This is a genomic window from Achromobacter sp. DH1f, assembly GCF_000633435.1.
GTDB classification, from domain to species: Bacteria; Pseudomonadota; Gammaproteobacteria; order Burkholderiales; family Burkholderiaceae_B; genus Achromobacter; species Achromobacter deleyi.
In genome coordinates, this window is record NZ_AYMF01000033.1 from 77,132 (window position 1) to 96,898 (window position 19,767).

Sequence of the window (19,767 nt, forward strand, 5' to 3'; positions counted from 1 at the left end):
ATCCGGTCCGGGGCCCGCGCGGGGCCAGGGGCGGCGCCCGTCGGGCCGCGATCCGAATCGAATGATAGAATTTCCTGTTTACCCGGCCCGGGTTCCTCCTTACACGATTCTGTCGTTATATATATGGATTCCTTTGCCAAGGAGACGCTTCCGGTTTCGCTGGAAGAAGAGATGCGCCGCAGTTACCTCGATTACGCGATGAGCGTGATCGTCGGGCGGGCGCTACCGGATGTGCGGGACGGGCTCAAGCCTGTCCACCGGCGCGTGCTCTACGCGATGCACGAGTTGAACAACGACTGGAACCGCGCCTACAAGAAGTCGGCGCGTATCGTCGGGGACGTCATCGGTAAGTACCACCCCCACGGCGACCAGTCCGTCTATGACACCATCGTCCGCATGGCGCAGGATTTCTCCATGCGCTACATGCTGGTCGACGGCCAGGGCAACTTCGGTTCCATCGACGGCGACAACGCCGCCGCGATGCGTTACACCGAAATCCGCCTGGCCAAGATCGCCCACGAACTGCTGGCCGACATCGACCAGGAGACGGTGGACTTCGGCCCCAACTACGACGGCAGCGAGCAAGAACCGCTGCTGCTGCCTTCGCGCCTGCCCAACCTGCTGGTCAACGGCAGCTCGGGCATCGCCGTGGGCATGGCCACGAACATTCCGCCACACAACCTCCAGGAAGTGGTCGACGGCTGCCTTTACTGCCTGCGCAATCCGGCTTGCACGGTCGATGAACTCATGGAGATCATCCCGGCGCCCGATTTCCCCACGGGCGGCATCATCTACGGCATGTCCGGCGTGCGCGAAGGCTACCGCACGGGCCGTGGCCGCGTCATCATGCGCGCCAAGACCCACTTCGAAGACATGGAAAAGGGCAATCGCCAGGCCATCGTGGTCGACGCGATTCCCTACCAGGTCAACAAGAAGACGCTGCAGGAACGCATCGCCGAGCTGGTCAACGACAAGAAGATCGAAGGCATCTCCGACATCCGCGACGAATCGGACAAGGACGGCATGCGCCTGGTCATCGAGCTCAAGCGCGGCGAAGTGCCCGAGGTTGTCCTGAACAACCTCTACAAGAACACGCAGCTGCAGGACACCTTCGGGATGAACCTGGTGGCGCTGGTCGACGGCCAGCCCCGCCTGCTCAACCTGAAGCAGATGATCGACTACTTCCTGCAGCATCGCCGCGAAGTGGTCACGCGCCGCACGGTGTTCCAGCTGCGCAAGGCCCGCGAACGCGGCCACGTGCTGGAAGGCCTGGCCGTCGCGCTGGCAAACATCGACGATTTCATCGCCATCATCAAGGCCGCGCCGACGCCTCCCGTCGCGCGCCAGGAACTGATGGCCAAGTCGTGGGATTCGTCGCTGGTGCGCGAGATGCTCTCGCGCGCCGACGGCGATACGCCGGGCGGCCGGGCGGCCTTCCGCCCCGACGACCTGGGCGTGGAATTCGGCCTGCAAGGCGACGGCATGTACCGCCTGAGCGACACGCAGGCGCAGGAAATCCTGAACATGCGCCTGCAGCGCCTGACCGGCCTGGAGCAGGACAAGATCGTCGGCGAATACAAGGACGTCATGTCCACCATCGCCGACCTGCTGGACATCCTGGCCCGTCCGGAGCGCATCACGACGATCATCGGCGAAGAGCTGCAGGCCATCAAGGCCGAGTTCTCGACCGGCGCCAAGGATTCGCGCCGCTCGGACATCGAGCTGAACGCGACCGAGCTCGACACCGAAGACCTGATCACGCCCACCGACATGGTCGTGACCCTGTCGCACGGCGGCTACATCAAGAGCCAGCCGCTGTCCGAATACCGTTCGCAAAAGCGCGGCGGCCGTGGCAAGCAGGCGACCGCGATGAAGGAAAACGACTGGATCGACCAGCTGTTCATCGCCAACACGCACGACTTCCTGCTGTGCTTCTCGAACCGCGGCCGCGTGTACTGGCTGAAGGTCTGGGAAGTGCCGCAGGGCACGCGCAACTCGCGCGGCAAGCCCATCGTCAACATGTTCCCGCTGGCTGACGGCGAGAAGATCACGGTGGTGCTGCCGGTCAAGGAATTCAGCGAAGACCACTACGTCTTCATGGCGACCTCGCGCGGCACGGTCAAGAAGACCCCGCTGTCCGACTTCTCCAACCCGCGCAAGGCCGGCATCATCGCGGTCGACCTCGACGATGGCGACTACCTGATCGGCGCCGACCTCACCGACGGCAAGCACGACGTCATGCTGTTCTCGGACGCCGGCAAGGCCGTGCGCTTCGACGAAAACGACGTGCGTCCGATGGGCCGCAATGCCCGCGGCGTGCGCGGCATGATGCTCGAAGACACGCAGAACGTGATTGCGCTGCTGGTCGCGGGCGACGAAACCCAGACCGTGCTGACCGCCACCGAAAATGGCTTCGGCAAGCGCACCCCGATCGGCGAATACACGCGCCACGGCCGTGGCACCAAGGGCATGATCGCCATCCAGACCAGCTCGCGCAACGGCAAGGTTGTCGGTGCCGTGCTGGTCATGCCTTCGGATGAAATCATGCTGATCACCACCGGCGGCGTGCTGGTGCGTACCCGCGTCGCGGAAATCCGCGAAATGGGCCGCGCCACGCAGGGCGTCACCCTGATCAACGTCGACGACGGCAGCACGCTGTCCGGCGTGCGCCGTGTCGTCGAAAGCGATGCGGACGACGACGGCGAAGATCTGGAAGACGGCCAGGAAGCAGGTGGCGAAGGCGACGACGCCGGCGCAGCAGATACGACGGAACCTACGGAGCAATAATGGCCCGCCCCTGGAACTTCTCGGCTGGCCCCTCGGCCTTGCCCGAGGTGGTACTGCAGCAAGCCGCTGCGGAAATGCTGGACTGGCACGGCAGCGGCATGTCCGTGATGGAAATGAGCCATCGCGGCAAGCACTTCGTGCAGATCTGCGATGAAGCCGAGAACGACCTGCGCGAACTGCTCGGCCTGTCGCCCGACTACGCCGTGATGTTCATGCAGGGTGGGGGTTCCGGCGAGAACGCCATCGTCCCCATGAACCTCATGGGCCGGCGCGGCGCGCCGGCAGCCGACTTCGTCGTGACGGGCCATTGGTCGTCGCGTTCCTACAAGGAAGCCGGGCGCTATGGCGACACCCACGTCGCCGCCACCAGCGCCCAGGCGACCCAGCTGGACGGTCGCGAACAGGCGCCGTTCACCTGGGTGCCCTCGGTCGACACCTGGAAGGTGCGCCCCGAATCGGCCTACCTGCACCTGTGCAGCAACGAAACCATCGGCGGCGTCGAGTTCATGGACTGGCCCGACACGGCCGCCCTGGGCGCGCCCGACGTGCCGCTGGTCGTCGATGCCTCGTCGCATTTCCTGTCGCGTCCCATGGATGTCAGCCGCTGCGGCATGATGTACGCGGGCGCCCAGAAGAACGCGGGCCCGGCCGGCGTCACCATGGTCATCGCCCGCCGCGACCTGATCGGCCACGCGCTGCCGATCTGCCCGTCGGCGTTCGACTACGCCAATGTGGCCGCGGACCACTCGCGCTACAACACGCCGCCCACCTTCGCCATCTACATCGCTGGCCTGGTGTTCAAGTGGGTCAAGGCCAATGGCGGCGTGGCCGGCATGGATGCAGCCAATCGCGCCAAGGCCGACCTGCTGTACGGCTACCTGGACAGCACCCAGTTCTACCGCAATCCCATCCACGCCCCCGTGCGTTCGCGCATGAACGTGCCGTTCGTGCTGCGCGACGAGTCGCTCAACGACGCCTTCCTGCAAGGCGCCGACGCGGCCGGCCTGACCCAGCTCAAGGGCCACAAGAGCGTGGGCGGCATGCGTGCGTCGATCTACAACGCGGTGCCGCTGGCCGGCGTGGCCGCGCTGGTTGAGTACCTGAAGGAATTCGAGCGCCGCTATGGATGACGATCTGCAGCGCAAGCTGCGCCCCTTGCGTGACCGCATCGATGCGCTCGATGCACAGATTCTGGACTTGCTGTCGCAGCGCGCCCGCGCCGCGCAGGAAGTCGGCGAAGCCAAGCACGCGGCGCATGCCGATGGCCCGGTGCTGCGCCCCGAGCGCGAAGCCGAAGTCATCCGGCGCCTGCAGCAACTGAATCCCGGCCCGTTTCCGGCCGCGGGTGTGGCGTCCGTCTGGACGGAAATCATCTCGGCCTGTCGCGGCCTCGAGCGCGGCATGACGGTTGCCTACCTGGGGCCGCAGGGCTCGTTTTCCGAGCAGGCGGCGCTTGAGCATTTCGGCCATGCCGTGCAGAAACTGCCGTGTGTGTCGTTCGACGAGGTCTTTCGCGCCGTCGAGGCCGGGCAGGCCGACGTCGGCATGGTGCCGGTCGAGAATTCCACCGAGGGTGCGGTCAACCGCAGCCTGGACCTGCTGCTCAATACGCCGCTGCGGATCCTGGGCGAACGCTCGCTGGTGATCCGCCACTGCCTGATGTCGCAGTCGGGCAACATGGACGGCATCAAGACGATTTCCGCGCACCCGCAGGCGCTGGCGCAGTGCCAGGGCTGGCTGACGCGCAACTATCCCGACCTGGATCGCGTGGCCGCGGCCAGCAATTCCGAAGCCGCGCGTCTGGCCGCCTCCGATCCGACCATCGCCGCGATCGCCGGCGAAGTCGCCGCGCCGGCCTGGAACCTGCAGGTCGTCAGCGCCGGCATCCAGGACGATCCGCACAACCGCACGCGTTTCCTGGCCATCGGCAACATCGAGCCCCTGGTCAGCGGCAAGGACAAGACCAGCCTGATCCTGGCTGTCCCCAACCGCGCGGGCGCAGTCTATGAAATGCTGGCGCCCTTGGCTGCCAATGGCGTTTCCATGACGCGCTTCGAGTCGCGGCCGGCGCGCACCGGCGAGTGGGAATACTATTTCTACGTCGATGTCCTGGGACATCGCAATGATCCGAACGTCGCGCTCGCCCTGGATACCCTGCGGGCGCAGGTTGCCTACCTGAAAGTGCTGGGTTCCTACCCGGCGCCGTGAGTCTGCCATGACCAACACCACCAAGCCCCTCGCCGCTCCTGCCCACGTCAGCGCCATCGCGCCCTACCAGGCGGGCAAGCCCATCGAAGAACTGGCCCGCGAGTTCGGGCTGGATCCGGCCGGCATCGTCAAGCTGGCGTCCAACGAAAACCCGCTGGGCATGCCCCAGTCGGCGCGTGCGGCCATGCTGGCCGCCGCCGAATCGCTGGCGCGCTACCCGGATCCCAACGGCTTTGACCTGAAGGCCGCGCTGGCCGCGCGCTACGACGTGCCGACGAACTGGATCACGCTGGGCAACGGCTCCAACGACATCCTGGAAATCGCGGCGCTGGCGCTGCTGGAGCCGGGCGCCTCGGCGGTGTACGCGCAGCATTCGTTCGCGGTCTACCGCCTGGCCACGCAGGCCCGCGGCGCGCGCCACATCGTGGTGCCGGCGCAAGACTACGGCCATGACCTGGACGCCATGTTCGAGGCCATTGCCGACGACACGCGCCTGTTGTTCATCGCCAACCCGAACAACCCCACCGGCACCTTCGTGCCGGGCGACAAGGTGGCTGATTTCCTGGAACGCGTGCACGCCGCGCATGGCGATCGCGTCACGGTGGTGCTGGACGAGGCCTACAACGAATACCTGGATCCGGAGCACCGTTTCGACAGCACCGCGCTGGTGCGCCGCTATCCCAACCTGATCGTCTCGCGCACGTTCTCCAAGGCCTACGGCCTGGCGGGCCTGCGGGTGGGCTTCGCAGTGGCGCAGCCGGCCCTGACCGACCTGCTCAACCGCGTGCGCCAGCCGTTCAACGTTAACACCCTGGCGCAGGCCGCCGCCGTGGCCGCGCTGGGCGATGCCGCCTACCTGGAAGAGGCCTACGCTTCGAACAAGGCCGGCAAGGCGCAACTGTGCGCGGCGTTCGACCAGCTCAAGCTGCGCTACGTGCCCAGCTATGGCAACTTTGTCCTGGTGCACGTGGGTGATGCCCCGCGCATCAACCTGGCGCTGCTCAAGCGCGGCGTCATCGTGCGTCCGGTGGCCGGCGACGGCCTGCCCGAGTGGCTGCGCGTGTCTATCGGCCTGCCGCAAGAGAACGCCCGCTTCATCGACGCGCTGACCGCCATCCTGTCCGAATGAACGGCGCTTCCTCTACGCCAGATCAGGGGGCCGCTGGCCCCCTGATTCCTGTGCTGGCGGTGGTGGGCGTGGGCCTGATCGGCGGGTCCTTCGCCGCGGCCTTGCGCCAGGCGGGGCAGGTGGGCCGGGTGCTGGGAGTCGGGCGCAATGCGCAATCCCTGGCGCGTGCCGTGGAACTGGGCCTGATCGACGAAGCCGTCAGCGCCGAAGACGCCGCCGCCCGTGCCGACCTGGTTTTCCTGGCTACCCCCGTGGGTGGCCTGCAGGACGTGTTGGCGCGCATGCTGCCGCATTTGCCCGACAGTGTCGTGTTGACCGACGGTGGCAGCACCAAGGCCGAAGTCGTCGACGCGGCCCGTGCGGCGTTGGGCGAGCGTATCGGCCAGTTCGTGCCGGGCCACCCTATTGCAGGCGCCGAGCGTACCGGCCCGGAAGCCGCCGACCCGGCGCTGTACCGTGGCCGTTGCGTCATCCTGACCCCCCAGCCCGAAAACAGCGCCGCGGCCGTCGCGCTTGTGCGCGCCGCCTGGCAGGCCTGCGGCGCCCGCGTCATCGACATGGATGCCGAGGCGCACGACCGGGTGCTGGCCTCGGTCAGCCATTTGCCGCATCTGCTGTCGGCCGTCTACATGGAGCAGGTCGCCACCGCCGATGACGCCGCGACCCGCCTGGCGCTGGCCGGCAGCGGCTTTCGCGATTTCACCCGCATCGCCGCCGGTTCGCCCGAGATGTGGCGCGATATTTTTCTGTCCAACCGCGGCGCCATGCTGACCGAGATCGCGGCCGTGCGCGCCGTGCTGGATCGCGCCGAGCGCGCGATCGACGGCGGTGATGGCGCGGCCTTGCTGGCGCTGCTCGATACCGCGGCGCAGGCGCGTCGCCATTGGCGCAAGGAGTAGCTGACATGGGCGCTTTGCCTTTCCTGGATCTGCCGCGCGTGCGTCGCGCGCAGGGCGTGATGGCCTTGCCGGGTTCCAAGAGCATTTCCAACCGGGTGCTGCTGCTGGCGGCCATTGCCGACGGCGCCACCACGATCACGGGGCTGCTCGATTCCGACGATACGCGCGTGATGCTGGCTGCGCTGCGCCAACTGGGCGTGGCGGTGTCCGACCTGGAAAATGGCCAGGTCACCGTGCAGGGCGTGCGCCGCTTTCCCGTGGACGCCGCCGACCTGTTCATGGGCAACGCCGGCACCGCCATCCGGCCGCTGACCGCCGCGCTGGCCTTGATGGGCGGCGACTACCGCCTGTCGGGCGTGCCGCGCATGCACGAACGTCCCATCGGCGACCTGGTCGACGCACTGACCGCCCTGGGCGCCCGTATCGACTATCTGGGCCAGCCGGGGTATCCGCCTTTGCACATCGGCCGCGGCCAGATCGCCGCGCCCGCCATCACCCAGGTGCAGGGATCGGTGTCGAGCCAGTTCCTGACCGCCTTGCTGCTGGCCGCGCCGCTGCAGGCGGGGCAGAGCGGCCAGCCGGTCGTCATCGAGGTGGTCGGCGAACTGATTTCCAAGCCGTACATCGAGATCACCCTGAACCTGATGGCGCGCTTTGGCGTCACCGTGCGCCGCGACGGCTGGAGCCGCTTCACCATCGAGGCCGGCGCCAGCTACCGCAGCCCCGGCCGCATCGCGGTCGAGGGCGATGCGTCCACGGCCTCGTATTTTCTGGCCTTGGGCGCGATTGGCGGCGGCCCGCTGCGGGTAACCGGCGTGGGTGCCGACAGCATCCAGGGCGACGTCAAATTCGCCGACACGCTGGCCGCCATGGGCGCCAGCGTCACCTATGGCGACGGCTGGATCGAGGTGACCGGCGTGCGCGTGGCCGAGGGCGGCCGCCTGAAGGCCTTCGATACCGACTTCAACCTGATTCCCGATGCCGCCATGACTGCGGCCGCGCTGGCCCTGTATGCCGACGGTCCGTGCCGCCTGCGCAATATCGGCAGCTGGCGCGTCAAGGAAACCGATCGCATCCACGCCATGCAGACCGAGCTGGAAAAGCTGGGCGCGCATGTGGAATCGGGGGCGGATTGGCTGCGCGTCACCCCGCCCGCCGAGGGCGCCTGGCGCGACGCGCACATCGGCACCTGGGACGACCACCGCATGGCGATGTGCTTTTCGCTGGCCGCGTTTGGCCCGGCGGCGGTGCGCATCCTCGATCCGGGGTGTGTCAGCAAGACGTTCCCGGGTTACTTTGATGTCTACGCGGGCCTGGTGTCGGCGTAGCGTTCACGGGCCGCGGCCCTTTCCTTTTCCATGACTCTGACAGATTCAAGCGTGACTTCTCCCGCTCCCGTCATCACCATCGATGGCCCCACCGCGTCGGGCAAGGGCACCGTCGCCCACCGCGTCGCCAAGGCGCTGGGCTGGGCGGTGCTCGATAGCGGGGCGCTGTACCGGCTGACCGCCCTGGCCGCCATCAACCGCGGCGTGGATGCGGCCGACGAGCCTGCCGTGGCGCGGGTGGCCGAAACGCTGGATGTGCGTTTCGACGGCCCGCACGTCTATCTCGAGGGAGCCGACGTCGGTCACGAGATCCGGCGCGAAGCGGTCGGCAATTTTGCTTCCCGCGTGGCGGCGTTTCCCGGCGTGCGGCAGGCGCTGCTTGAACGCCAGCGGGCCTTTCGCCTGCCTCCCGGCCTGGTGGCCGATGGCCGCGACATGGGCACGGTGGTGTTCCCGGATGCGTCCCTGAAAGTGTTCCTGGTGGCCGATGTGGTCGCTCGGGCCGAGAGGCGGCGTAAGCAGTTGATCGAAAAGGGAATTTCTGCTAATCTTGATGACCTCCTACGAGATATGCGCGAGCGGGACGCAAGAGATACCCAGCGCGCCACGGCGCCTTTGGCCCCCGCGGCAGATGCACAGGTACTGGATTCGTCGAATCTGACGATTGCGCAAACCGTGCAGGCGATCCTGGATTTCTGGCAGTCCGCAGCAAATCCGTAGCGCAAACTCGTAGAGCAAGTACGTCTTTTTTTGTTTTTGTTATAGGCCCTGCGCTAGCCAGGCGACACCCCCACGGGACACCCCGCAAGGGCAAACCGGCAGGCAGGTATTTTGACTCCACTGTGGCGGGCAATCCGCTGCGGTGTGTTCTTAACGGCCATTTCGGCCCAATGGATTTCAACCCCATGTCTTCCGTTTCCACTACCGCCGCCGGCGGCGAAAGTTTCGCCGACCTTTTCGCACAAAGCCTCAAGAGCCAGGACATGAAGTCCGGCGAGGTCATCAGCGCCGAAGTCGTGCGCGTCGACCACAATTTCGTCGTCGTCAACGCCGGCCTGAAGTCCGAAGCGCTGATCCCCCTGGAAGAGTTCCTGAATGACCAGGGCGAGCTCGAAGTGCAACCCGGCGATTTCGTCTCGGTGGCCATCGATTCCCTGGAAAACGGCTACGGCGACACGATCCTGTCGCGTGACCGCGCCAAGCGCCTGTCGGCCTGGCTGCAACTGGAAAAGGCCCTGGAAAACGGCGAGCTGGTTACCGGCACCATCACCGGCAAGGTGAAGGGCGGCCTGACCGTCATGACCAACGGCATCCGCGCGTTCCTGCCGGGTTCGCTGGTGGATCTGCGTCCGGTCAAGGACACCACCCCGTACGAAGGCAAGACCCTCGAATTCAAGGTCATCAAGCTCGACCGCAAGCGCAACAACGTCGTGCTGTCGCGTCGCCAGGTGCTGGAAGCCAGCATGGGCGAAGAGCGTCAGAAGCTGCTCGAAACCCTGCACGAAGGTGCTGTGGTCAAGGGCGTGGTCAAGAACATCACCGACTACGGCGCGTTCGTGGACCTGGGCGGTATCGACGGCCTGCTGCACATCACCGACATGGCCTGGCGCCGTGTGCGTCACCCCTCCGAAGTCCTGCAAGTGGGTCAGGAAGTCGAAGCCAAGGTCCTCAAGTTCGACCAGGAAAAGAGCCGCGTCTCGCTGGGCGTCAAGCAACTGGGCGAAGATCCGTGGGTGGGTCTGGCTCGTCGCTACCCGCAAGGCACCCGCCTGTTCGGCAAGGTCACGAACCTCACCGACTACGGCGCGTTCGTTGAAGTCGAAGCCGGCATCGAAGGCCTGGTGCACGTCTCCGAAATGGACTGGACCAACAAGAACGTCGATCCGCGCAAGGTCGTGACCCTGGGCGAAGAAGTCGAAGTCATGGTCCTGGAAATCGACGAAGACCGTCGTCGTATCTCGCTGGGCATGAAGCAGTGCCGCCAGAACCCGTGGGAAGAGTTCGCCACCAACTTCAAGCGTGGTGACAAGGTCCGCGGCGCCATCAAGTCGATCACCGACTTCGGCGTGTTCGTCGGCCTGCCCGGCGGCATCGATGGCCTGGTTCACCTGTCCGACCTGTCGTGGACGGAAACCGGCGAAGAAGCCGTGCGCAACTTCAAGAAGGGCGACGAGATCGAAGCCGTGGTTCTGGGCATCGATACCGACAAGGAACGCATCTCGCTGGGCATCAAGCAGCTGGAAGGCGACCCCTTCAACAACTTCGTTGCCACGTTCGACAAGGGCGCCGTGGTTCCGGGCACCATCAAGTCGGTCGAAGCCAAGGGCGCCGTCGTGACGCTGTCCGTGGACGTCGAAGGCTACCTGCGCGCTTCCGAGATCTCCTCGGGCCGCGTCGAAGATGCCACCACCGTCCTGAACGCCGGCGAAAACATCGAAGCCATGATCGTCAACATCGACCGCAAGACGCGTTCGATCCAGCTGTCGATCAAGGCCCGTGACAACGCCGAAACCGCCGAAACGATCCAGCGCATGTCCGATGCCAGCGCTTCGTCCGGCACCACCAACCTCGGCGCGCTGCTGAAGGCCAAGCTGGACCAACAGCGCAACGACGGTTAATTCGTGACCAAGTCGGAGCTGATCGCCGCCTTGGCGGCCCGCTATCCTCAGCTGGCCGCCCGCGACACCGATTACGCGGTCAAGACCGTGCTCGATGCAATGACCCAGGCCCTGGCCTCGGGTCAGCGTATCGAGATCCGCGGTTTTGGCAGCTTCTCGCTGTCGCAGCGGTCTCCCCGCATCGGTCGCAATCCGAAGTCCGGCGAACAAGTGCTGGTGCCTGGTAAACAGGTGCCGCACTTCAAGGCAGGCAAGGAATTGCGCGAGCGGGTGGACTTGGTCGGCGGCAACGACGAGGACGCTCAATCCTCTGGATCGAGTGAACCGATGCCGTCCATGGCAGGTCTTCACGCCATGCACTGACGGCACCGGCCAGTAAGGCTGCCTTCGGGCAGATCGGACCGCGAGCAACGCCCCTTGAGCAATCAAGGGGCTTTGTTTTTTGGGGCCTCCCTTCAGTAGTGGAGGTCGCTTACAATTGACCCTCTTGAATACTTAGGAGCATGCGTCATGCGCTACCTTGTCTGGGCCCTGCGATTGCTCGTGTTCGTGGCGGTATTGATGTTCGCACTGAAGAACACCGATCCCGTCGCCGTGAAGTTCTACGCCGATTACGTCGTGCAGGATGTGCCGCTGATCGTCGTCATGCTGGTGGTCTTCGTGGTGGGCGCTCTGTTCGGCCTGCTCCTGACCGTGCCCGCTGCCATGCGCCGCCGCCGCGAGGCCATTCGCCTGCGCCGCGAACTCGACCGCGTCCAGGCCGCCGTCAATGGCACCACGCCGGTCGTGCCGCCGGAAGCCGTCGCCCCGATGTCGCCGCTGTGATGGTGCAGCGCCGCCGGCATGCCCATTTTCCCGTACTGAATTACCGCAAGAGCCCGCACAGTGGATTTTGAACCTTGGTGGTTGATATTCGTGCCGGTGTTGTTCGCGCTGGGCTGGCTGGCCGCGCGTTTCGACATCCGGCAGATGCTCCGGGAAACCCGCAGCCTGCCTGACTCCTATTTCCGGGGGCTGAATTTCCTGCTCAACGAGCAGCCCGACCGCGCCATCGATGCGTTCGTCGAAGTCGCCAAGCTCGACCCCGAAACCACCGAACTGCACTTCGCGCTGGGTAGCCTGTTTCGCCGTCGTGGCGAGATGGAACGCGCCATTCGCGTGCACCAGAGCCTGCTGAACCGGTCCGACCTGCCCGTCGCCGAGCGCGAGCATGCGCAGCACGAGCTGGCCCAGGATTTCCTCAAGGCCGGCATGCTGGACCGCGCCGAAAGTGGTTTCGAGCAGCTCAAAGACACCCGCTACGCCTTGCCGGCGCTGCGTTCACTGATCCGCATCTACGAATCGGAACACGACTGGCCGCGCGCCATCGAAGCCGTCAAGACCTTGCATGGCCTGGTCGACGAGCCCATGCCGCAGATCGTGCACTACTACTGCGAACAGGCTGCCACCGCGCTGGCGGCCAAGCCGCCCAACGTCGATGCCGCGCACACGGCGCTTGATGCGGCCGACCACGCCTTGTCCACGGCCGATGCGGGCATGTCGAGCAAGGGCGCCATCGTGCGCACCGCCATGCTGCGCGCGCGCCTGGCCTTGCTCGAACAAGACCCCAAGCGCGAGCGCCTGTACCTGGAGTCGGTCATGACCGACGCCCCCGAATACGCCGGCCTGGTGGCTGAACGGCTGTTGGCCAACTACCGTGCGGCCGACCAGGCCGCGGCCGGGCTTGAGCTGCTGCAGCGGCAGTATGCGCGCCACGCCTCGCTCGACCTGTTCAATGTCGTGTTTCGTGAATTGCGCGTGCAGCAAGGGTCTGCCCCCGCCTGGGCATTCGCCCGCGGCGCCTTGCGCAGCCATCCCTCGCTGCTGGGCCTGGATCGCCTGCTCGAAGCAGAACTCGCCAATGGCGAGGGCGCCACCGAGCAAGGTCCGGTGCCCGGCGCCGACCTTACGCTGCTGCGCAGCCTGATCCACAAGCATACGCAACGTCTGGACCGCTACGCGTGCCGGAGCTGCGGTTTTCAAGCGCGCCGCTTCTATTGGCAATGCCCGGGCTGCAATGCCTGGGAGACCTACGCGCCGCGTCGTCTGGAAGAACTTGAATGAAGCAATTTCCCGCCGAATCCATTTCGCATAGCCGCGTGCTCGTGGTGGGCGATGTCATGCTGGACCGCTACTGGTTCGGCGAAGTGGAACGCATCTCCCCCGAAGCGCCGGTCCCGGTCGTGCGCGTTGCGCGCCGCGAAGACCGCCTGGGCGGCGCGGCCAACGTGGCCCGCAACGTGGCCGCGCTGGGCGGCCATGTCACCCTGGTGGGCGTACTGGGCGAAGACGAGGCCGGCGACAGCGTGCGCCGCCTGTCTGTCGAGGCCGGAATCCAGGCCGACCTGATCACCGACCGCAGCCTGCACACGACGCTGAAGATGCGCGTGCTGGGACGCCAGCAGCAATTGCTGCGGGTCGACTTCGAACAGCATCCGGCGCAGGAAGCCCTGGACAGCATCGACGCCGCCCTGGCGCGCCACCTGGCCAACCACGACATCGTGGTGCTGTCCGACTACGCCAAAGGCGTGCTGGCACGGGTCGAGTCGCTGATCGCGCTGGCTCGCAGCGCCGGCATTCCCGTGCTGGTCGACCCCAAGGGCGACGACTACTCGCGTTATCGCGGCGCGACCTTGGTGACGCCCAACCGCTCTGAAATGCAGCAGGCCGTGGGCCGCTGGAACACCGAATCCGAACTGACCGACCGGGCGCAGCGCCTGCGCGCCGATCTGGACCTGGAAGCCCTGCTCGTGACCCGTTCCGAGCAAGGTATGACTTTGTTTACCGACACGGGCCGCGAACACATCGACGCGCAGGCGCACGAGGTCTTCGACGTGTCCGGCGCGGGTGATACCGTGCTGGCCACGCTGGCCGTCTCGCGCGCCATCGACTTGCCGTGGGTGGATGCCATGGGCTGGGCCAACCGGGCCGGCGGCATCGCCGTGGGCAAGCTGGGCACGTCCGTCGTCACCGCCGCCGAATTGGCAGGAGAACTCTCATGATCGTCGTAACCGGAGCCGCGGGCTTCATTGGCAGCAACCTGGTGCGGGGCCTGAACCGCCGCGGCATCCAGGACATCATCGCGGTCGACGACCTGACCGAAGGCGACAAGTTCGTCAACCTGGTCGACTGCAAGATCGCCGACTACCTCGACAAGGACGATTTCCGTCGTCGCGTCGCCGAGGGCAGCCTGCCGGAAATCCGTGCGGTGCTGCACCAGGGCGCCTGCTCGGACACCACCGAGCGCAACGGCCGCTACATGCTGGACAACAACTACCGCGTCACGCTGGAGCTGTTCGAGTTCTGCCAGGCGCGCCGCATTCCGTTCCTGTATGCCTCGTCGGCCGCCGTCTATGGCGGTTCGTCGGTCTACGTCGAAGACCCGGCTAACGAAGGCCCGCTGAACGTCTACGGCTATTCCAAGCTGCTGTTCGACCAGGTGCTGCGCACCCGCATGGACAGCCTGACTGCGCAAGTCATCGGCCTGCGTTATTTCAACGTCTACGGCCCGCACGAGCAGCACAAGGGCCGCATGGCGTCGGTGGCGTTCCACAACATGAACCAGTTCCTGGAACACGGCCACGTGCGCCTGTTCGCAGGCTGGGATGGGTATGTGGATGGCGGCCAGAGCCGCGACTTCATCTCGGTCGAAGACGTGGTGGCCGTGAACCTGCATTTCCTGGACCACCCGGAAACGTCGGGCATCTTCAACTGCGGTACCGGCCGTGCACAGCCGTTCAACGACGTCGCCGCGGCGGTGGTGAACACCTTGCGCGCCGAACGCGGTGAAGCGCAACTGACGCTGGCCCAGCTGGTCGAACTAGACCTGATCCGCTACATCCCGTTCCCGGACGACCTGAAGGGCCGTTACCAGAGCTACACCCAGGCCGACGTGAGCCAGCTGCGCGCGGCGGGCTTTACCGCGCCGATGCGCGACGTGCAGACCGGCGTGGCTGAATACGTGCGCTACTGGCGCGCCCGCAAGTAGGGCTGCCGGGCTGGCCGCCTGGCCACGTGTGGGCGCTTGCCTGTCACCTTGAGAAAGCCACCGCACTGCTGGTGGCTTTTTTTCATCCGGCGTAGTTGCCGGGGTGGATGCAATCGTTCACCGGCCAGGCACCGCCGATGCACGCCGGGCCATGATCAGGTCGTGGTGCAACAGCCGTTGCGCCGCCCTTATCCGGAGACCTGTTCATGAATCCCTTTTTGCATTCCACCGTGGCGGCTGATCTGGCGACCCGAGCGGCGAGCCATGTGATGCCTCATGTGGTGCCTCATGTGGCGCCCCAGGTTGCGCCCCGATTTGCCGCGCCTTGGCGCCGGCCGCGGACGGCGGCGAGCGCCGCGCGCCGCGTGCTGCGGCTGGCGCTGGGTACGGCCCTGCTGGCGGCGGGGTTGGCCAGCGCCCCCGCGCACGCGGTCGACGTCAATGGCGCCACCGCGCAGCAGCTCGATGGCATCCGCGGCATCGGTCCGCGTACGGCGGAAACCATCGTGCGCGAGCGCGATCGCGGGGGCAAGTTCGAATCATTGCAAGACCTGGCCGAACGCGTGCGCGGCATCAGTGCGAAGAAAGCCCAGGCATTGGAGGCGGCCGGCCTGACCGTGGGCGGCGCATCCGCTGCCAAGAGCGCCGTGGCGCCAGACCTCGCGGCGAACCCGGCCCGATCCGGTGCCAAGCCCGCCATGGGCGCGGCAGGAGCAGCGGGCCCCGCCAGCGCCAAGGCAGGCGCTTCGGCCCCATCCGCCAAGCCTGCCGCCGCGGCGCGGCCTCGTCCCTGATCCGGCCATGAACCCCTGGCGCGAGCGCGGCTTTTCGCCGCGGCCCGCGCCGGGGAGAGTTATGATCGGCCTCATGACTACCACCTATCCCACCATCGAGCAGACCGTCGGCAATACGCCGTTGGTGCGTCTGCAGCGCATCCCCGGAGCCGCGGGCGCCGCGCGGGGCAACGTCATCCTGGCCAAGCTGGAAGGCAACAATCCCGCGGGGTCGGTCAAGGATCGCCCGGCGCTGTCCATGATCAAGCATGCGGAAGCGCGCGGCGACATCAAGCCCGGCGACACGCTGATCGAAGCCACCAGCGGCAATACCGGCATCGCCCTGGCCATGGCGGCCGCCATGCGCGGCTACCGCATGATCCTGATCATGCCCGACAACCTGTCGGTGGAACGCCGCGCCGCCATGACGGCCTACGGCGCCGAATTGATCCTGACGCCGGCCGACAAGGGCGGCATGGAATATGCCCGCGACCTGGCCACCGAAATGCAGGCCGATGGCCGCGGCCTGGTGCTGGACCAGTTCGCCAACCCCGACAACCCCCGCGCCCACATCGAAACCACCGGCCCCGAAATCTGGAACCAGACCGACGGCCGCGTGACCCACTTCGTCAGCGCCATGGGCACCACGGGCACGATCATGGGCGTGTCTACCTACCTGAAGTCGCGCAATCCCGCGGTGCAGGTGGTGGGTGCGCAGCCGGCCGAAGGCTCGTCCATTCCCGGCATCCGCAAGTGGCCCGAGGCCTATCTGCCCAAGATCTTCGACCGCAGCCGTGTCGACGCCTACGAATCCATCGAGCAGGCCGACGCCGAGGTCATGGCGCGCCGCCTGGCGTCCGAAGAAGGCATCTTCGGCGGCATCTCGTCGGCCGGCGCCCTGGTGGCGGCCCTGCGCGTGGCCGAGCGCGTCAACGACGCGACCATCGTATTCATCGTCTGCGACCGCGGCGACCGTTACCTGTCCACGGGCGTCTTCAACTGATCGCAGGGCCGGGCAGCCGCGTTGCGGCTCTCAAAAAAAGCCCCGCGCACCGGATTGTCTCCGGCGCGCGGGGCTTTTGCTTCGGGTCGCAGCAAGCGCCCTGACGCTTATTCCGGCTGGATGTTGGCGTCTTTCATGACCTTGATCCAGCGTGCGCTTTCGGCCAGGTTGAAGGCTTCGGCTTCCTGGTAGCTCATCGTGCTGGGCAGGGTGCCTTGCGACTTCAGGGCGTCGATCACCTTGGGCGACTGCGACGCTTCGATCATGGCCTTGTTCAGCTTGGCGATGATGGGCTCGGGCGTGTCCTTGGGCACCCACATGCCGTACCAGGTGACGATGTCAAAGCCCGGCAGGCCGTTTTCAGCGATGGTGGGCACGTCGGGCAGTTCGGCCAGACGGGCCTTGGTGGTGACGGCCAACGGGCGCACCTTGCCGCTCTGGATCAGGGGCAGGGCGGGGGCCAGCGGCGCGTACATCAGGTCGACGTGGCCGCCGGCCACATCGGTCAGGGCCGGGCTGCTGCCGCGGTAGCCCACGTGCGAGATCGACGCTTTGGTGGTGGTGTTGATCAGCTCGCCGGCCAGGTGCGGCAGGGTCGCCACGCCGGGGGATGCGAAGCTGAGCGTGCCCGGCTGGGCCTTGGCCTGGGCGATCAGCTCGCCGAAGGTCTTGAATTTCGAATCGGGCGGCACCACCGCCACCATGGGCACCGTGCCGAGCACGCCGACCATGCGGAAATCTTTGATGGGATCGAAGGTCAGGCTCTTGAATTGCGCCGGGTAGATGCCCTGCACGGACGGATTCATCAGCACCGTGTAGCCGTCGGCCGGCGCACGCGCCACCTGGGCGGCGCCGATGGTGCCGCTGGCGCCGGGCCGGCTTTCGATCACCAGGGGATGGCCCAGGATCTCGCCCATGCGCACCGCGATCACGCGGCCCACGACGTCGGTCGGGCCGCCTGCCGCCCACGGCATGATCACGCGGATCGGTTTGTCGGGATAGGCGTCCTGCGCCTGCGCGCTGGCCAGCGGCAACGCCGCGATGGCGATCGCCGAACCTGCCGCGGCGAGCAAAGTGCGCTTGTTCATCAGCTGTCTTCTCCTACAAAGGTTAGATTGGCCGAGGGCAGGGCCGCGAGCAGCAGCCCCTTGACCTCTTCCAGTTGTTTTCCAGTGGCGGCTTCGTTTTTCTGCATGCGCCCCAAGGGGCCGGCCACCACGATGGCGAAGGGTTGCTCATAGGCGCGAAAGCCCAGCGAGATGGACATCACGTCCTCGACGTTTTCGCCGATGGAGCGTTGCCAGCCGCGCTGGATGCCGGCCTGCAGGTCGCGTTCGAACGCGGCCTGGCTGGTGAGCGTGGTTTCGGTGTAGCGGGTGAATCCCGTATAGGTCTTGAACCATTTCTGGCGTTCGTCTTCGGTCAGCACCGACAGCAGGGCCTTGCCCGAGCTGGTGGCGTGCGCTGCCTTGAAGCCGCCAGGCTGGTGCGAGAAGCGGATGGTCTGCTTGGATTCGGCCACGATCAGATACACCACCTTGTCGTCCGCCAGCTTGGCCAGCAGGGCGGTTTCGCCGGTGATGTCGCGCACGCGCGCCAGGACCGGTTCGATCACCGCGTTCAGGGGATCGCTGCGGCAGATCAGCGTGGCGACGTGGATCAGCTTCTGGGTGGGGTAGTAGCCGTGCTTCTTGCCGATTTCATAGAGGTAGCCGCGCGCGACCATGGTCTTGAGCAGGCCATGGCAGCTGGACAGCGGGATCTCCATCTGGGCCGCGATTTCGCTGTAAAGCAGCGGCTTCTGCGCCTCGGCAAAGAGGTTCAGGACATCGAGTACCCGAGCGGCTGTTTTCACATCCATGATGATATTATCCTATACGTGATAAATTTATGTCAATTCGCAGTTAATCGCCTAGGAGTTGCGACGCATGAGATGGAAGAACCGTCCCGAGGGATCGAACTGGGGGGACTTCGGCCCTGATGACCAAAGAGGTTGCCTGAATTACATCACCTCCGCGAACGTGATGAAGGCGATCCAGGAAGTCCGCGAGGGATTGAGCTTCTGCCTGTCGCTGCCGCTGGATTACCCCGGGGGCAACGGCGTCAATGTCCGGCGCCATCCGCCCAAGCTGCGGCCCACCGAAAGGGATGGCGACCTGTACCTGAACTTCCCGCTGGGGCGGCTGCGTCCGGGCTGTGTCGACGTGCTCAGCGACGACATCGTCGAGATGAGCCTGCAGTACTCGACCCAATGGGATTCGCTGGCCCACGTGGGCGCGCTGTTCGACGCCAACGGCGACGGCCTGCCCGAACGCGTCTACTACAACGGCTACCGCCCCAATGAGCACGTGGTGGGTCCGGTGGACTACGACGTGGACAACGGCTTTGCCAAGACCGACCTGGGCCAGGGCGGCGCGTCGAACGCCAAGAAGCTGGACATCACCCACCTGGCCGAGTCGTGCCTGCAAAGCCGGGGCGTGATGGTCGATCTGGCCCGGCACTACGGCCGCGAGCAGAAGGCGGTGGGCTACGACGACCTGATGCGCATCCTGGAGGCGGACCGGATCGAGATCGAGCAGGGCGATATCGTGCTGTTCCATACCGAATTCGGCGATGCCCTGCTGGAAAAGAACCGCGAGCCGGACGCTCACACCTTGCACGAGATCTGCGCCGGCCTGGATGGCAGCGACGACAGGCTGCTGCAGTGGATCACCGATTCGAAAGTGGCCGCCATGGCGTCGGACAACCACGCGCTGGAAATCTACCCGACGCAAAAGCCCAACGCCTGCTGCGCCGCATTGCCGCTGCATCACCATTGCATCTTCAAGCTGGGCATGCCGATCGGCGAGATGTGGTACCTGGGCGCGCTGGCCCGCTGGCTGGCCGCGCATGGCCGCAGCCGGTTCCTGTTGACCGCACCACCCCTGAACCTGCCCGGCGCGGTGGGTTCGCCTGCGACGCCGGTGGCCACGGTCTGAGCGGCAGTGGAGAACGG

Annotated in this window: 18 protein-coding genes; 16 read left to right on the forward strand and 2 right to left on the reverse strand. The window is 66.1% G+C overall.

Annotated features, from left to right (window positions below; all coding sequences use genetic code 11):
• Window positions 1–123 precede the first annotated feature (123 nt).
• The 15 genes from gyrA to cysM all read left to right on the forward strand — a co-directional run bounded on the left by gyrA (window position 124) and on the right by cysM (window position 16,772).
• Complete coding sequence (gene gyrA / locus U858_RS0126565) at window positions 124–2,787, forward strand: DNA gyrase subunit A (protein ID WP_025140159.1); 2,664 nt, start codon at window positions 124–126, stop codon at window positions 2,785–2,787.
• Window positions 2,787–3,917, forward strand: coding sequence for a 3-phosphoserine/phosphohydroxythreonine transaminase (serC, locus tag U858_RS0126570; protein ID WP_029954332.1), 1,131 nt, complete (start codon window positions 2,787–2,789; stop codon window positions 3,915–3,917). The genes gyrA and serC overlap by 1 nt, the downstream gene beginning before the upstream one ends.
• Window positions 3,910–4,995 (forward strand): prephenate dehydratase, encoded by a 1,086-nt coding sequence (gene pheA, locus U858_RS0126575; protein ID WP_025140161.1) that lies wholly within the window; start codon window positions 3,910–3,912, stop codon window positions 4,993–4,995. Before serC ends, pheA begins: the two co-directional genes overlap by 8 nt.
• Window positions 4,996–5,002: 7 nt before the next feature.
• Window positions 5,003–6,124 (forward strand): histidinol-phosphate transaminase, encoded by a 1,122-nt coding sequence (hisC, locus tag U858_RS0126580; RefSeq protein WP_025140162.1) that lies wholly within the window; start codon window positions 5,003–5,005, stop codon window positions 6,122–6,124.
• Window positions 6,121–7,023: a prephenate dehydrogenase/arogenate dehydrogenase family protein gene (locus tag U858_RS0126585; protein ID WP_025140163.1), complete on the forward strand. Its 903-nt coding sequence runs from the start codon at window positions 6,121–6,123 to the stop codon at window positions 7,021–7,023. The genes hisC and U858_RS0126585 overlap by 4 nt, the downstream gene beginning before the upstream one ends.
• A gap of 5 nt (window positions 7,024–7,028) precedes the next feature.
• A complete protein-coding gene (aroA, locus tag U858_RS0126590; protein WP_025140164.1) occupies window positions 7,029–8,351 on the forward strand; it encodes a 3-phosphoshikimate 1-carboxyvinyltransferase in 1,323 nt (440 codons plus the stop codon).
• A 30-nt stretch (window positions 8,352–8,381) separates the two neighbouring features.
• Complete coding sequence (gene cmk / locus U858_RS0126595; RefSeq protein ID WP_029954334.1) at window positions 8,382–9,071, forward strand: (d)CMP kinase; 690 nt, start codon at window positions 8,382–8,384, stop codon at window positions 9,069–9,071.
• A 185-nt stretch (window positions 9,072–9,256) separates the two neighbouring features.
• Window positions 9,257–10,969: a 30S ribosomal protein S1 gene (gene rpsA / locus U858_RS0126600; protein ID WP_025140166.1), complete on the forward strand. Its 1,713-nt coding sequence runs from the start codon at window positions 9,257–9,259 to the stop codon at window positions 10,967–10,969.
• Between the two features lie 3 nt (window positions 10,970–10,972).
• Complete coding sequence (locus U858_RS0126605) at window positions 10,973–11,332, forward strand: integration host factor subunit beta (RefSeq protein ID WP_006388263.1); 360 nt, start codon at window positions 10,973–10,975, stop codon at window positions 11,330–11,332.
• A 147-nt stretch (window positions 11,333–11,479) separates the two neighbouring features.
• On the forward strand, window positions 11,480–11,794 hold the full coding sequence (locus tag U858_RS0126610; RefSeq protein WP_025140167.1) for a lipopolysaccharide assembly protein LapA domain-containing protein: 315 nt from the start codon (window positions 11,480–11,482) through the stop codon (window positions 11,792–11,794).
• Between the two features lie 60 nt (window positions 11,795–11,854).
• Window positions 11,855–13,072, forward strand: coding sequence for a lipopolysaccharide assembly protein LapB (gene lapB / locus U858_RS0126615; protein WP_025140168.1), 1,218 nt, complete (start codon window positions 11,855–11,857; stop codon window positions 13,070–13,072).
• Window positions 13,069–14,010: a D-glycero-beta-D-manno-heptose-7-phosphate kinase gene (rfaE1, locus tag U858_RS0126620; protein WP_042885650.1), complete on the forward strand. Its 942-nt coding sequence runs from the start codon at window positions 13,069–13,071 to the stop codon at window positions 14,008–14,010. The genes lapB and rfaE1 overlap by 4 nt, the downstream gene beginning before the upstream one ends.
• On the forward strand, window positions 14,007–14,996 hold the full coding sequence (rfaD, locus tag U858_RS0126625) for an ADP-glyceromanno-heptose 6-epimerase (protein WP_025140361.1): 990 nt from the start codon (window positions 14,007–14,009) through the stop codon (window positions 14,994–14,996). The genes rfaE1 and rfaD overlap by 4 nt, the downstream gene beginning before the upstream one ends.
• Window positions 14,997–15,202: 206 nt before the next feature.
• Window positions 15,203–15,790 (forward strand): helix-hairpin-helix domain-containing protein, encoded by a 588-nt coding sequence (locus tag U858_RS0126630; RefSeq protein ID WP_232786611.1) that lies wholly within the window; start codon window positions 15,203–15,205, stop codon window positions 15,788–15,790.
• Between the two features lie 73 nt (window positions 15,791–15,863).
• Window positions 15,864–16,772, forward strand: a complete 909-nt coding sequence (gene cysM, locus U858_RS0126635; RefSeq protein WP_025140170.1) for a cysteine synthase CysM — start codon at window positions 15,864–15,866, stop codon at window positions 16,770–16,772.
• Window positions 16,773–16,879: 107 nt separating this feature from the next.
• Here the strand turns inward: cysM and U858_RS0126640 are convergent, their stop codons facing one another.
• Window positions 16,880–17,860 carry a tripartite tricarboxylate transporter substrate binding protein gene (locus U858_RS0126640; RefSeq protein ID WP_025140171.1) on the reverse strand — a complete coding sequence of 327 codons (981 nt, stop codon included), beginning with the start codon at window positions 17,858–17,860 and terminating at the stop codon, window positions 16,880–16,882.
• Complete coding sequence (locus U858_RS0126645) at window positions 17,860–18,633, reverse strand: IclR family transcriptional regulator (protein WP_025140172.1); 774 nt, start codon at window positions 18,631–18,633, stop codon at window positions 17,860–17,862. The genes U858_RS0126640 and U858_RS0126645 overlap by 1 nt, the downstream gene beginning before the upstream one ends.
• 67 nt (window positions 18,634–18,700) lie before the next feature.
• Here U858_RS0126645 and U858_RS0126650 point away from each other — a divergent pair, with 67 nt between their 5' ends.
• A complete protein-coding gene (locus U858_RS0126650; RefSeq protein ID WP_025140173.1) occupies window positions 18,701–19,750 on the forward strand; it encodes a cyclase family protein in 1,050 nt (349 codons plus the stop codon).
• Window positions 19,751–19,767 lie beyond the last annotated feature (17 nt).

Coding starts and splice junctions, on each gene's coding strand:
- gyrA (WP_025140159.1), top strand. CDS start 124: ATGGATTCCTTTGCCAAGGAGACGCTTCCGGTTTCGCTGGAAGAAGAG.
- serC (WP_029954332.1), top strand. CDS start 2,787: ATGGCCCGCCCCTGGAACTTCTCGGCTGGCCCCTCGGCCTTGCCCGAG.
- pheA (WP_025140161.1), top strand. CDS start 3,910: ATGGATGACGATCTGCAGCGCAAGCTGCGCCCCTTGCGTGACCGCATC.
- hisC (WP_025140162.1), top strand. CDS start 5,003: ATGACCAACACCACCAAGCCCCTCGCCGCTCCTGCCCACGTCAGCGCC.
- U858_RS0126585 (WP_025140163.1), top strand. CDS start 6,121: ATGAACGGCGCTTCCTCTACGCCAGATCAGGGGGCCGCTGGCCCCCTG.
- aroA (WP_025140164.1), top strand. CDS start 7,029: ATGGGCGCTTTGCCTTTCCTGGATCTGCCGCGCGTGCGTCGCGCGCAG.
- cmk (WP_029954334.1), top strand. CDS start 8,382: ATGACTCTGACAGATTCAAGCGTGACTTCTCCCGCTCCCGTCATCACC.
- rpsA (WP_025140166.1), top strand. CDS start 9,257: ATGTCTTCCGTTTCCACTACCGCCGCCGGCGGCGAAAGTTTCGCCGAC.
- U858_RS0126610 (WP_025140167.1), top strand. CDS start 11,480: ATGCGCTACCTTGTCTGGGCCCTGCGATTGCTCGTGTTCGTGGCGGTA.
- rfaE1 (WP_042885650.1), top strand. CDS start 13,069: ATGAAGCAATTTCCCGCCGAATCCATTTCGCATAGCCGCGTGCTCGTG.
- rfaD (WP_025140361.1), top strand. CDS start 14,007: ATGATCGTCGTAACCGGAGCCGCGGGCTTCATTGGCAGCAACCTGGTG.
- U858_RS0126630 (WP_232786611.1), top strand. CDS start 15,203: ATGAATCCCTTTTTGCATTCCACCGTGGCGGCTGATCTGGCGACCCGA.
- cysM (WP_025140170.1), top strand. CDS start 15,864: ATGACTACCACCTATCCCACCATCGAGCAGACCGTCGGCAATACGCCG.
- U858_RS0126640 (WP_025140171.1), bottom strand. CDS start 17,860: ATGAACAAGCGCACTTTGCTCGCCGCGGCAGGTTCGGCGATCGCCATC.
- U858_RS0126645 (WP_025140172.1), bottom strand. CDS start 18,633: ATGGATGTGAAAACAGCCGCTCGGGTACTCGATGTCCTGAACCTCTTT.
- U858_RS0126650 (WP_025140173.1), top strand. CDS start 18,701: ATGAGATGGAAGAACCGTCCCGAGGGATCGAACTGGGGGGACTTCGGC.